At 38.7% G+C, this 13,900-nt stretch carries 11 protein-coding genes; 7 read left to right on the top strand and 4 right to left on the bottom strand.

Translation table 11 applies throughout. The annotated features are described in order from the left end of the window. Window positions 1–53: 53 nt before the first annotated feature. The gene (locus tag CUC15_RS05295) at window positions 54–1,499 is read left to right on the top strand and encodes an NAD-dependent succinate-semialdehyde dehydrogenase (RefSeq protein ID WP_114915670.1); all 1,446 of its coding nucleotides are present in this window, start codon (window positions 54–56) and stop codon (window positions 1,497–1,499) included. Between the two features lie 175 nt (window positions 1,500–1,674). Here CUC15_RS05295 and CUC15_RS05290 read toward each other — a convergent pair whose 3' ends face one another. The 4 genes from CUC15_RS05290 to CUC15_RS05275 all read right to left on the bottom strand — a co-directional run bounded on the left by CUC15_RS05290 (window position 1,675) and on the right by CUC15_RS05275 (window position 6,613). Further along, the gene (locus CUC15_RS05290) at window positions 1,675–1,989 is read right to left on the bottom strand and encodes a DUF3870 domain-containing protein (protein ID WP_114915669.1); all 315 of its coding nucleotides are present in this window, start codon (window positions 1,987–1,989) and stop codon (window positions 1,675–1,677) included. Window positions 1,990–2,083: 94 nt separating this feature from the next. Continuing rightward, entirely contained in the window at window positions 2,084–3,235 is a 1,152-nt protein-coding gene (locus CUC15_RS05285) for a saccharopine dehydrogenase family protein (RefSeq protein WP_114915668.1), read from the bottom strand. Between the two features lie 18 nt (window positions 3,236–3,253). Then, window positions 3,254–4,747, bottom strand: a complete 1,494-nt coding sequence (locus CUC15_RS05280; RefSeq protein ID WP_114915667.1) for an aldehyde dehydrogenase family protein — start codon at window positions 4,745–4,747, stop codon at window positions 3,254–3,256. Window positions 4,748–5,041: 294 nt separating this feature from the next. Continuing rightward, on the bottom strand, window positions 5,042–6,613 hold the full coding sequence (locus CUC15_RS05275; RefSeq protein WP_114915666.1) for a Na+/H+ antiporter NhaC family protein: 1,572 nt from the start codon (window positions 6,611–6,613) through the stop codon (window positions 5,042–5,044). Between the two features lie 380 nt (window positions 6,614–6,993). Between CUC15_RS05275 and CUC15_RS05270 the strand changes: the two genes are divergently transcribed. From CUC15_RS05270 to CUC15_RS05245, 6 genes are all read left to right on the top strand, one after another. Beyond that, the gene (locus tag CUC15_RS05270) at window positions 6,994–8,337 is read left to right on the top strand and encodes a sodium-dependent transporter (protein ID WP_114915665.1); all 1,344 of its coding nucleotides are present in this window, start codon (window positions 6,994–6,996) and stop codon (window positions 8,335–8,337) included. 350 nt (window positions 8,338–8,687) lie between these two features. Continuing rightward, window positions 8,688–9,530 carry a Rossmann-like and DUF2520 domain-containing protein gene (locus CUC15_RS05265; protein WP_114915664.1) on the top strand — a complete coding sequence of 281 codons (843 nt, stop codon included), beginning with the start codon at window positions 8,688–8,690 and terminating at the stop codon, window positions 9,528–9,530. Continuing rightward, window positions 9,527–10,354: a 3-methyl-2-oxobutanoate hydroxymethyltransferase gene (panB, locus tag CUC15_RS05260; protein WP_114915663.1), complete on the top strand. Its 828-nt coding sequence runs from the start codon at window positions 9,527–9,529 to the stop codon at window positions 10,352–10,354. Before CUC15_RS05265 ends, panB begins: the two co-directional genes overlap by 4 nt. A 31-nt stretch (window positions 10,355–10,385) precedes the next feature. Then, window positions 10,386–11,228, top strand: a complete 843-nt coding sequence (gene panC / locus CUC15_RS05255) for a pantoate--beta-alanine ligase (protein WP_114915662.1) — start codon at window positions 10,386–10,388, stop codon at window positions 11,226–11,228. A 166-nt stretch (window positions 11,229–11,394) separates the two neighbouring features. Next, window positions 11,395–11,709 carry an aspartate 1-decarboxylase gene (gene panD / locus CUC15_RS05250; RefSeq protein ID WP_162800270.1) on the top strand — a complete coding sequence of 105 codons (315 nt, stop codon included), beginning with the start codon at window positions 11,395–11,397 and terminating at the stop codon, window positions 11,707–11,709. 425 nt (window positions 11,710–12,134) lie between these two features. Then, window positions 12,135–13,853 carry a DNA-binding protein gene (locus CUC15_RS05245; protein WP_114915661.1) on the top strand — a complete coding sequence of 573 codons (1,719 nt, stop codon included), beginning with the start codon at window positions 12,135–12,137 and terminating at the stop codon, window positions 13,851–13,853. Window positions 13,854–13,900 lie beyond the last annotated feature (47 nt).

Here is a 13,900-nt window from a genome sequence, read left to right as displayed (position 1 = left end):
TTGATATTCTCGAAGGAAATGCGATATGCTTGATGCAAAAGGGAGGTTTCTACATGTTTGATAAATTAACGAAGAGCATCTTTATTAATGGAGAATGGAAAAATGTTGATCATCAAAAAACAGAGACAGTTTATAATCCCGCAACACTAGAACCAATCACCGAAGTAGCTTTAGGTGGAGCTGCAGAAACAGATGAAGCAATAAAAGCCGCTACCCATGCATTTCCAGAATGGAGCACAATGACAGGTCGAGAACGTGGAACGATTTTATACAAAGCATCACAGCTTATGCTCGAAGATACTGAACGATTAGCGGAAATCTTAACCATCGAACAAGGAAAGCCTTTAGCGGAAGCAATCGGTGAAGTAAAAATTAGTGCGAATTATTTATTATGGTATGCAGAAGAAGCTAGCCGCGCTTACGGAGAAGTAATTCCTTCGTCTAATAAATCGAAGCGACTACTTGTGATTCCACAGCCGGTTGGCGTTGTCGGCGCAATTACACCATGGAATTTCCCATCGTCCATGATTACAAGAAAAATTGGTCCTGCATTAGCTGCCGGTTGTGCGGTTGTGCTGAAACCAGCATCGGAAACACCATTGTCAGCAATTGAAATTATGAAAATTATGAAGAAAGCTGGAATCCCCGATGGTGTTGTCAATTTAGTAACTGGTGACGCAAAAGCAATCGGTCAAAGCTTACTTACAAATAAAGAGGTGCGGTTAATTACTTTCACAGGCTCAACAGGTATCGGTAAATATTTAATGCGTGAAAGTGCAGAGCAAATGAAGAAAGTCGCGCTCGAGCTTGGTGGGCATGCCCCAAGTATTGTATTCGAAGATGCAGATATCGACAAGGCGGCAACCCTCGTGTTGGGTAGTAAATTTAGAAATGCTGGTCAAACATGTATCTGTACGAATCGACTATATGTACATGAATCGATTGCTGAAGAATTTACTGCAGCATTAACCGAAAAAGTAAAACAACTCAAACTTGGATCGGGCTTAGAAGAAGGAGTAGATATTGGTCCATTAATTAACGAGAAGGCCTCTGAAAAGGTAAAATCACATGTCGAGGATGCGGTTAATAAAGGGGCAAAAATCGTTTATGGCGGCGATGCTTGGGACTCTGATTTAGATGGTTATTTCTACAACCCTACTATTCTAGCAAATACTACTGATGATATGTTAGTAATGCATGAAGAAACATTTGGACCAGTAATCCCAATCCAAACGTTTAGTGATGAAGATCAAGCGATTTATAAAGCTAATGATACAGACTATGGACTCGCTGCTTATTTATTCACAGAAAACACAAATCGGGCCGTTCGTGTCTCGGAAAAATTAGAATATGGAATCATTGGCATCAATGATGTATATCCAGCAATTGCTGAAGGGCCATTTGGCGGAATCAAGCAATCTGGTGTCGGCAAAGAAGGCGGGCATCATGGCATGGATGAATTTTTGGAGAAAAAATTCGTTTCAATTGGAATTGAGTAGGCTGAAATAAGATCAACCCGCATGAAATGGTTCTCAACCGAATCTCATGCGGGTTGTTTATTTCTTTCAGTGGCTAATTCGGGAAAATACCGATATATTATAATTTACCCTGATATTGATGGAAACACGCCGATTTATCATGCAAACTCGCCGATCTAATTGATTAAAGCGGCGCTTATTCTTTTTGTGATATGCCCTCGTATTGTTTATACAGATCCTTTAATGCAGATGCTAGTGCATTTCCTGCTTTTCCTAAATAATGCTCCTTTACGAGGTTTACTGGGTCTTCTATCCCATCTCGCAAACTGTATCCTCTAAGCAATCGCTCCACAAATTCCCTTCCATGCTCGGTTGCTAATGTACAGCTTGCTGCAATGATTACGCCGTATTTTTTATCAATTTCTGCTGTGATTGTTAATGTTTCATATATACTTTTTGCTGCCATTCCGGCTGGAAGGCGTGCGTGGCCTGCGATAAATATTGTATTCATTTTATTCAAATCCTTTTATATATCTTTTTAAGTTATGAATGATAACAATTGATAGACTCTACCCTCTAGAAAACAATGAACATAAGGAAATAATTTAATTCTGTTCATTTTCCTTAATAATAACACCGCGTTTAGCCATTTCATTGATATAGACATCACCCGGCACTACTTTCTCTGGAGGATGGACTCCTTTGTCTGGAATCGTACCACTGCCAATCATCTGAGCAACGACGGATATTGTATTTGCAGTTGCTCTTGCCATTGCTGTTACATTCGTCTTTCTATCTTTATGTGTTGTCATTTCATATTCATAGGTTCGATGTTCTCCTTGTTTCTCACCGGATACGATTACCCGCAATAATACAACATCATCTTTATCTCCAAGCTCTACAATTGGGTCCAATACTTTTAGAAATACGTCGCGTGGGCTAATCCGTTTCCCATATACTTCTACCTCATAGCCCGCCTTCGTTAAATTCAAATCAACGAGTAATTTGAATTTTTCTGCATGGCCTGGATATCGGATTGTTTTATACTCTAATGTTTGCAGATTGGGATACGTTAAGGACAATGTTGAGGTTCCACCTGAAGTATGAAAGGCCTCCAATGGTCCAAATCTTTCAAAATAAATGGGTTCTACTTCGGATAATGACGGAACTTCCTGTTTCATTCCATTTCGAATAATTAAGGAAGGATCTGTATAATGATCGAATACACCCTCCATTGAAAATACGTGATAATATTCTAATGGCGGCTGAGGTTTCAATGGAATCCCGCCTACATATAATTTTACCGAATCCACTTTATCCAATTTACTGGCACCATAGCCAGCGAGAATATTAATCATGCCTGGCGCAACACCAAGGTCGGGAATTAGTGTGACCCCTGCTTTCTCTGCTTCCTTCCCTAATGCAAGCACCCTGTCGGTCATATGGCCAATATGACCGCCTAAATCAACGGAATTAACTCCTGCTTTTATTGCTGTTTTTGCTACAATTTCATTGAATGAATAAAACAGTGCATTGATGATTACATCGAATTTCTGAATATATTGCGCCAGCTCCTGCTCATCTTTTGCATTCACTTGATATGCTGTTAGCTTCGGTGATTTCAAATGCTCGCAAACCTTTTGCGCACGTTCAAAATCAATATCCGCTATTCCAACTTTCGTAATACCAGCACTCCCGACCAAATCACGTGCTGCTTCTTTTCCCATTAAACCAGAACCGAGCACCCCTACCTTCATCAAATCCCCCCAGTAACTTTACTCTACATCTATTTGTGCACGTTGCAGCTTACCACTGTAATCCACGTAAACTGCTTTCCATTCCGTAAACACATCGAGTGCTTGGATACCAGAATCACGATGTCCATTTCCCGTACCTTTTGTCCCGCCAAATGGCAGATGAATCTCCGCACCTGTTGTTCCCGCATTTACATAGACAATTCCCGTATCGAGATCACGCTGTGCTTTAAACACACGGTTAATATCATTCGTATATATCGAGCTTGAGAGACCATATTCCACACTATTATTCACTTCGATTGCTTCTTCAAAGCTTTTTACAGGGATTAAGGAAACTACTGGACCGAAGATTTCCTCCTGTGCAATTCGCATCTCTGAATTTACATCAGTAAACAATGTTGGTGAAAAGTAATTTCCCTTCTTAAGCCCGGCACCTGTCAGTTCATAGCCACCCTCTAGTAGTTTCGCACCTTCGTTTTTGCCAATCTCAATATAGCTTTTGATTTTTTCCAATCCCGCTTGGTTAATTATCGGACCAACCCTGATCGACTCATCCAAACCATTACCAATTGTCAGCTTTTCCATAGCACTACGAAGGTGCTCTTCCAATGCACCTTTCACCTTTTCATGGACAATTACACGACTGCATGCAGTACAACGCTGTCCACTCGTTCCGAATGCACTCCATAAAATCCCCTCTACCGCTAAATCCAAATCCGCATCATCCATAACGATGACAGCATTTTTTCCACCCATTTCAAGGGACACCTTCTTCAACTGCCTGCCACATGCAGCAGCAATATTCCTTCCAACATCATTTGATCCAGTAAAAGAAATGACCCGAATATCTGGATGCTCCACCATTGCATTGCCTGCTGTTCGACCAGAGCCATATACGACATTGATGACACCCTTTGGCAGACCTGCTTCTTCAAAGATTTTTGCCAATTCATATGCCATGATTGGTGTTTCCGTTGCTGGTTTCCACACGACTGCATTTCCAGCAACAATGGCCGGAAATGATTTCCAGGTTGCAATTGCTATCGGAAAATTCCATGGGGTAATTATCCCAACAACGCCAACGGGTGCACGCTGGCTCATTGCAAATTTATCTTTTAATTCTGCAGGTGTCGTTTGCCCAAATAAACGCCTGCCCTCTCCAGCCATATAAAATGCCATATCAATTCCTTCTTGCACTTCTCCACGTGCCTCTTCAATCACCTTGCCATTCTCCTGTGTCAAAAACTGTGAAAGCCTTTCCTTTCTTTCCTTCAAAAGGTATCCGACGCGATACAATACTTCTGCCCGCTGTGGCGCCGGAACTAGTGCCCATTCCTTCTGTGCTTTTTTGGCTGCAGCAACAGCCTCATCAACATTACGTTCACTAGATAAGGGAACTTGAACAATCGCTTCTCCTGTCGCAGGGTTTACAACAGAAGAAAAAACACTACCTTCCACCCATTCTCCGTTAATAAAGTTAGCTAATTTTTCTGTTTCTAATTGAACTGCCAAAAAAACCCCTCCCAATTACAAGTTGATTATTATCGAATCGTCCAGTTTGCCAATATGTAAAATCATTGGACCAATACATTCCTGCACTTAGAAATGAGAGAAACGGACTTTTAAATTCATGATTTGGTATCGCTTACTTTTTTCTTATCAATTAAGAACCGACTGTATATTTTTTATATAAACAGCCCATCTCTCTCCCGGAATCAGCGTGAGGAATATCATCACTATCATTATAAATTAATGTCCAAATTTTTACAATTGTTTTAAAATATCAAAAATATTACGTAAAGATAATTACTTGTCTAAAGCCACCTCTTCCCTATTGGCCTTCCTTAGCAAGCCGTATAAAATAATTAGAGCGAGAACGACGGTTACTAATCCTAACCAAACACTACCAGTAATGCCTAGCGTTAAATAGCCAATACCGGCAATTCCAGCAGCAACAAAAGCATATGGTAATTGGGTTGTTACATGATCAATATGGTTACAGCTAGAACCCGTCGATGAGAGAATCGTAGTATCCGATATTGGTGAACAATGGTCACCAAACACCGCTCCAGCTAGCACTGCTGCCATCATCGGTAAAAGCAAGGTCACATCAGTTGCTACGGCAATTTCACCAGCAATTGGCAAGAGAATTCCGAACGACCCCCAAGAGGTACCAGTTGCAAAAGCAATGAACCCCGCAATGATGAAAACAATTAATGGTAAAATCATCAAACTAAGATTGGAAGATTGCACTAGCCCGGCAAGATATGTTCCTGTTCCGAGTAAATCGATCAAGGTTGCAATAACCCAGGCAAAAATAAGAATCGTGAATCCAGGTAACATCGATTTTGTTCCTTTTATTATTCCTAAAATAAAATGTTTAGCCGATAGGTTTTTCCCTTGATAATGACGAATAAATAATAGAAAGGTTACCACGATGCCAATTATTCCACCCCATAGTAATGCAACTGATACATCCGCACTTCCGAAGATATTCATCATCGTTCTCTTGCCTTCAACTAGACTAAGTCCACTAAAATAAATGGCACTAATTGTAGCAACAAAGAGTGTTGCAATAGGAATTAGTAAATCACTTATTCTACCGGAATCACTAGCAGGTAATGTGTTGACCCCTCCCTTCGTTTCCTTCATTTCCGCACGAGAGACCTCTCCTGTTTTCATTGCATGCTCCTCATGAATTTTCATTGGTCCAAAATCTGCTCGACTAAGGGCAATAATAACTACCATCCCAAGCGCTGCCCAAACATAGAAATTCATTGGAATCATTTGAATAAATGCTCCAAGTGCCGTATATTCTGTAATGTTTTGTGTTACAAAAATTGTCCCAATGATGCCGACAATATATGCTCCCCAACTAGATATTGGCGCAACAACACACACTGGAGCTGCGGTAGAGTCAACAATATATGCGAGCTTTGCTCTTGAGACCCGATGCTTATCTGTCACTGGTTTCGCGATTTGCCCAACTGCTAAACTATTGAAATAGTCGTCAACGAATACTATAATTCCAAGGATTAATGTCATAATCTGTGCACCTGAACGTGTTTTTACCCGGCGAATCATCCATTCTGCAAATGCCTTTGTCCCACCCATCATACTCATGAAAGCAGTTATTATCCCTAGCATTAATACAAATAGTAAAATATACACATTCCAAGTATTTACAGCTCCGTCAGCATAAAACACACCACTAAATGCATCCCATATAAGCTTTAATGCACCTGGTATATTAAAACTATCCACAAAAAGCGCAGCGGCAATAATACCTACACCTAGTGAAATCAAAACCCTTTTCGTTAGTAAAACCATCACGATTGTTAATAACGGTGGCACTAAAGACCAAATTGTCCCTTCCATCGCTATCCCCCATTTTTATCGAGCCATATTTTACTTTCAGGTATACATGGTCCGATGTCTGCTTAGCTCTATATCATGAACAAAATCCCCCTTTTCTGTTATTGTACTTTATTCTATTTTTAACAGGCCTCTTTTATACGTGCAATAGTGAGCCTCCTGCTTATATGTGAGGGTTATCAAGCTTTAGGTCTGGCCAATCAAGCCGCTCGGGAAATACAATGCTGGAGCAAAAATCGACATTTATTATATGATTCGATATATGACGACAAAAAAATACATAATATGCTTAATTTTATTAAGGACAATATCAAATGTTAGGGAGAAATGTTATAATGAAAAGATATTTTTCAACATAGAATCAACTCGAAAGTAGGGAAAGCATGCAAAAGGAAAAAGAACAATGGTCATCGAAAATCGGCTTTATTTTGTCATCTTCTGGAGCTGCGATTGGCCTTGGTGCGATATGGAAGTTTCCATATATGACGGGGATGAATGGTGGAGGAGCCTTTTTCTTATTATTTATCGCCTTTACCATCATAATTGGTTTACCGATATTAATTGCAGAATTCATTATTGGCAGAGGAGCTGAGAAGGAAGCTGTCAGTGCATATAAAAAACTTGCGCCAAATTCACTTTGGACCTTTATTGGTAAGTGGGGCGTTGTTGGTGCATTCTTACTTATGTCGTTTTATAGTGTCGTTGGAGGCTGGGTACTTGTTTATAGCGCACTATCTATCCCTGGATTAGTTATTAAGGATGCTGCTAACTATCCAGAGCTGTTTGCAACGATAACAGGAAGTCCTTTCATCACAATTCTAGGACTTGCACTATTTTTACTAATCAATATTATTGTCGTTTCGTTTGGGATTCAAGACGGAATTGAAAAGTCGAGTAAAATCTTAATGCCATTACTCTTTATCTTTTTCATTATCTTAGTCATTCGTTCGGTAACGTTTGAGGGTGCACTTGAGGGAATTCGCTTCTTCCTTCATCCTGACTTCTCCAAGCTTAATGCTGAAAATGTCTTGTATGCACTTGGTCATTCCTTCTTCGCTCTTGCTGTTGGTATTTCCGTTATGGTTACCTATAGCTCATATTTAAAGAAGGATGTAAGTCTGCCACTATCTGCTGGTTCAGTATCTGTTATGAATATTTTTGTTTCTCTACTAGCTGGATTGGCGATTTTCCCAGTCGTGTTTGCGTTCGGATTGGAGCCAACGGAGGGTCCTGGACTATTATTTATCGTCCTTCCAGAGGCCTTTGCACAAATGCCTTTTGGAGAAGTATTTCTTAGTCTATTTCTCTTGCTATTTTTATTCGCTGTTCTAACATCTTCATTTAGCATGTTGGAAATCATTACAGCAGCGTTTACAGAAAATAAAAATCGTTCACGTAAAAAAGTTGCGAGTATCGCTGGAATCCTCGTCTTTCTCGCTGGTATTCCAGCTGCATTATCATCAAATGTCCTCGCTGATTTTAAAATTTTCGGATTAACGGTCTTTGATGCAACTGATTATTTGGTAAGTAATATCATGCTTCCCGGTGGTTGTTTATTTATCGCCCTGTTTATTGGCTTTAAAATGGACAGGACCCTTGTTAGGCAAGAATTCTCATATGGGAACAACTTGTCAAACGGCATGTATCAAGTATGGTTTCAATTAATGCGCTGGATTGTTCCAATTACGATTATTTTCGTATTCTTAGGATCGATTGGAATTTTATAATTGATCCGGAACAAAATGTGAGGTGAAATACTAAATCACAGAGGATAGTACAAGTATTTTAACAGTTTAAAGGCTTCGAGATATCTTATTCTCGAAGTCTTTAAATTTCTGCACTAAAGTGTTGGATTAAGGAAATTATTTATTTATTTATGTATTCTTGTGTAAAATTTGTCCTAACGCCCATCCTTCTTTTTCCTATTCATGAATAACCTTATTTCTATACCGAATATCGAATGAAAAAAGTTTCATTTTTCATCTTTCTGTTATAAAGTATTATTGATAACGGGTCCTAGCAAGGAAAGACTATTTTGAAGCGCTTAAAGGCATATTTATACTATTGGAGGATGTATATGAAGATTGGCTTTATTGGGGCAGGAAAAGTAGGGGTATCCCTTGGAAAGTATTTAACCGAGCACAAGGTGAGTGTAACAGGGTATTACAGCAAAACTTTAAAGTCATCGATAGAAGCTGCGGAATTTACGAACACAAGAACATATGAAAAAGTCAGATATCTAGTGGAAGATAGTGATGCAATATTTTTAACAGTGCCAGACGGGATTATAAAAGAGGTATGGGAAAAATTGAAAGTGCTTCCAATTGAAAATAAGATAATTAGCCATTTCAGTGGCTCTTTAAGTTCGACAGTGTTTTCAGATATCAGCCGTTACGATGCATACGGTTATTCGATCCATCCTCTCTTTGCAATTAATGATAAATATAATTCATACAAGAAGCTAGCAAAATCCTTTTTTACAATGGAAGGGCATGAGAAATATCTATACCAACTGTCTCGTCTATTTGAAAGTGTTGGAAATCAGGTAGTAGTTATTCAAGCAGAGGAAAAAGTCCAGTACCATGCATCCGCAACTATGGTCAGTAATCTGTATGTAGGGCTCATTTCTCTTGGTGAGAAAATGCTGATTGATTGTGGCTTTACACGAGACCAAGCCCATAAGGCACTGACACCGCTAATTCAAGGAAATACAGAAAATATACTTTCATATGGACTAAAGGATGCGCTTACAGGACCAATTGAGCGAAATGATCATTTGACAATTTTAAATCATTTGCGGGTATTAAACCCGCCGGAAAGGGAAGTTTATAAAGTTCTATCCAGACAGGTTATAAAAGTAGCAGAAGCGAAACATAAAGACAGGAACTATGAAGAAATCAAGGGGGTTATAAAAGAATGAAAAACACCGTGACATCATTACAGAAACAAAAAAACGAAGGCGATAAAATTACGATGCTCACTTGCTATGATTATTCGATGGCAAAGTTAATGGATGAAGCTGAAATTAATATGCTATTAATCGGGGATTCACTTGGACAGGTCATCCTTGGATATGAAGATACATTACCAGTGACGATGGATGACATGATTCATCACACAAAAGCTGTTAGCAGAGGAGCAAGCAAGGCTTTTGTTCTAGCTGATTTACCATTTATGTCCTATCAAACCTCCATCTATGACGCTGTATTAAATGCTGGAAGATTAATTAAAGAAGGACGAGCAAATGGGGTGAAATTAGAGGGCGGTGCAAAAGTTTGTCCACAGATCAAAGCCATTGTAGAAGCATCTATTCCAGTTTGTGCACATATCGGTCTAACACCACAGTCTGTAAATGCTTTTGGCGGATTTAAGGTGCAAGGAAAAACCGAAGAAGCTGCGCGACAGTTAATGGTGGATGCCAAGGCAGTAGAGGCAGCAGGAGCATTTATAGTTGTTTTAGAAGGTGTGCCTGCAAAACTAGCAGAACTAGTTTCCAAAGAAATAAACATTCCGACAATCGGAATTGGCGCTGGTGCGGGTTGTGACGGTCAAGTGTTAGTATATCAAGATATGTTGGCAATCTACTCTGATTTTACACCAAAGTTTGTAAAACAATTTGCAAATGTAGGTGACATCATGAAACAAGCATTTCAGGATTATATTACTGAAGTAAAAGAAGGTTCGTTTCCTGCTAAGGAGCATACCTATACCATTTCAGATGATATCATTGATAAATTGTACTAAAGTGAGAAAGATTAAAGGAGCTAATTAAAAAATGCAGATTGTATCTACTATCAAAGAAGTAAAACACATTGTAAAACAGTGGAAAATTGAAGGACAGACCCTTGGTTTCGTACCAACGATGGGATATTTGCATGAGGGACACGGAAGCCTCATTACCGCTGCAAGACAAGAAAATAGTAAAGTGGTTGTTAGTATTTTCATAAATCCCATGCAGTTTGGACCAACAGAGGATTATGACAGCTATCCAAATGACTTAGAAAAAGATCGTAACGTTTGTGAAAGTCTTGGAGCAGATTTGATATTCCATCCTGCTCCAGAAGAAATGTATCCTAAAGACTTCTTTACTTATGTTGATATGTCTGTTTTAACTGAGGAACTTTGCGGCTTAAATCGTCCCGGTCATTTTCGCGGCGTTTGTACGGTTGTCAACAAGATGTTTAATATTATCCAACCTGATCACGCTTATTTTGGACAGAAAGATGCACAACAACTGGCTGTTATCAAACAAATGGTAAAAGATTTAAATATGAATATTGAAGTCATCGGTTGTCCAATTGTCCGTGAAGAAGACGGATTGGCAAAAAGCTCCCGGAATACTTACCTTTCTGCTATAGAAAGAAAAGCAGCACTAATATTAAGTAAAACCATTTTCATGGGAGAAAACAAAGTAAAAGAAGGAGAAACAGATGCTAAAAAACTGATTGCTGCCATGAAAGCCAATATTGAAGCAGAACCAATGGCTAAGATTGAATATGTAAAAGCAGTTGATGGTCTGACAATGAAACAAACCACGAGAATTAAACCACAGACATTGATTGCAATAGCTGTGTATATTGGAAAAACAAGACTGATTGATAATTTTATCGCGCATTAATGGGATTCAATATCCCACCTTTAGCCGTCAGGGATATTATAGCCCTTAAGTTCCTGATTCTGTTCAACTAACCATTAGGGAAGAAGTAAAATCCACACTGAATGAGGCTTCACTTGATCGTAAAACTAATTTTAGAAAGGAGTTTAACAACAGATCCAGAATACAGATGTTAAAAAGTAAAATTCATCGCGCCACGGTTGTACAAGCCGAACTGGATTACGTGGGTAGTATTATCATTGATGAAGATTTACTGAATGCTGCAGGTATTTTAGAATATGAAAAAGTACAGATTGTAGATATCAACAATAGTCAGCGTTTGGAGACTTATACCATTGCAGGGGAACGTGGAAGTGGCTTGATTTGTTTAAATGGCGCTGCTACTCGTTGTGTCAGTGTAAATGATAAAATTATCATCATGGCATATGCCGATATGACACCGGAAGAAGCTAAGGAACATAAACCAAAAGTTGTATTTTCATAAAGACAACCGAATCTCTTATATTACCAACTACGAAAAACACGGAAAACTATTTGATATCACAAAAGATAACCAGTTAGAAAATGTTTAAAAGATAATGAAGCATACATCTTAGTTAAACAGAATAGATAACTACCAAAATAATCAAAGTCATTAGAAAGCCGACTGATTTTTAATAGAATCAGTCGGCTTTATTGAACAATACTCTAGCATTAAATCCATCTGTTGGTTTAACAAATTTCGGCAGCAGTTTACTAACAACTGGGTTCGCAACAAGCGTTATTAAAAAATAATACCAATATCACCACACACTGATTTTATCATTTTATCACGTATTTGAGCTTTATTTCAAGAAGTGTCTGCGATTTTGAAACCTTTTTGTTATTAAACCGTAAGACTACTATGTAAAAAAGATTGGAGATGAATTTATGATCGGAATTTTAACAACTACTTTGCTCTCATTTATCTTATTCTTTGTTGTAGCATTGTATTTTGTAATTAAAAATAAAGATCGAGCAACAACATTAAAAGGCATTGGGATTGTATTTATTATCTTATTTATTGTAGAGGCAGTCATTGTTTACTTTGCAATGCCGGCAGTTACGATACCAAATATCACGATTGCTAACCTTATCATTGGATTTGTTGGAATGCTGTCTCTATATGGCATTACAATGACACAGCCATTTACTAAGGAGAGCAGACAATTTGACTCGGTAACGGCCGTCATTGTTATTGTGGCAATTTTGGCAATACCAACATTTTTCGTACTTGGAATCTTTGCATTAAATGATACGTATGATTCTATCGCAAAGAATGAAGTACCTGAAGCTAAGCCGCTCGATAAAAGCGCGACACCGATTGTTGTTTCGCCGGAGTCAGCTCGTAATAAAGTACAAAAATCAATGAGTGTTGTACCAAACACGCAATTCTATGATTTAGGAAAGCTTCAGGTCCAGAAAATTGGAGAGGATGTAGTCTTCATTGCACCTGTTGAGTTTACTGATTTCTGGCGTTATTTCCGCGGGAAAGAAACAGAAGGATACTTCACAATTTCTGCAACAGATATAAATGCACAGCCACAGTTTGTTGAAAGCAAGATGCGTTATACCAATTCAAGCTTTTTCAATCACAATATTAAGCGAGTGATTTATAGTGCATATCCAAATTATATTCAAAGTGGTGAAGCACAAATAGAAGTTGATGAAGATGGCAAGCCATGGTATGTGCAAACACTTTATAAACCAATCGGCTTAACAAATAAACCAGATATGTCGAAGCTGAATGTTGCAGTTGTCGATCCTGTAACAAGCGATGTATCCCTTTACGATACGACAGAAGCACCTGAATTCGTTGATGGGTCTATTAGCTCGGAAATGGCATCTGATGAAAATGAGTACTTTGGGAAGTTTGTTCACGGTTGGTTGAATTCCATCTTCGGTAAGAAGGATGTAAAAATTCCTAACGAATCCGGAACTGAAAGTAATGTAACACCAATATTTGATAATGATGGACAAATGCATTATTTTACCGATATGTCCTCACCTAAGGAAAATATTGATTCAGCTCTAGGCTACACATTAATTAATGCCCGAACTGGAGAACTCGTTTACTATAACGGGGATCAAAACAATGGAATAATGGATAGTAAAGGGGCAAGAGAAATCGTTGATAAGGAATTTCCAGAGAAGAACTGGGAGGGTTCCATGCCAATCTTATATAATATCGACGGAAATCCAACATGGGTAGTCAACGTGCTAGATCCTAATGGTCTCTTTAAACAATATGCCTATATCAAAGCAGCCGATTCTGATTTTGTTGTCTTTGGTGATACTGCAAGTCAAGCACTCGATGCATATCGTCTTGCACTTGTTCAAGACCCTAGTAATGTAGGCTCAACAGGCGAAGCTTCCACATTAGAAACGATTAATGGTGAAGTAAATCGTGTAGTTGTTACAACGCAAGAAACTGGGCAATTAATACAATTTTTATTAACTGACGACCAAACGATTTATACAATAAATGCTTCGAAGGCACCACTTGCTGTATTCATGCAAGCTGAAGACAGAGTAACGCTTGAAGCAAATGTTTTAGATAATGGAACGGCAATTGTGGAGTCACTTACAATTAAAGGTTTAGCTGAATAATAGATGACAAAGAAAGGGCAGCCCATAAATTCGGGTTGCCCTTCTTT

It is taken from the genome of Oceanobacillus zhaokaii (assembly GCF_003352005.1).
Taxonomy (GTDB): domain Bacteria; phylum Bacillota; class Bacilli; order Bacillales; family Amphibacillaceae; genus Oceanobacillus; species Oceanobacillus zhaokaii.
This window is presented reverse-complemented; position numbering and strand designations above follow the sequence as displayed.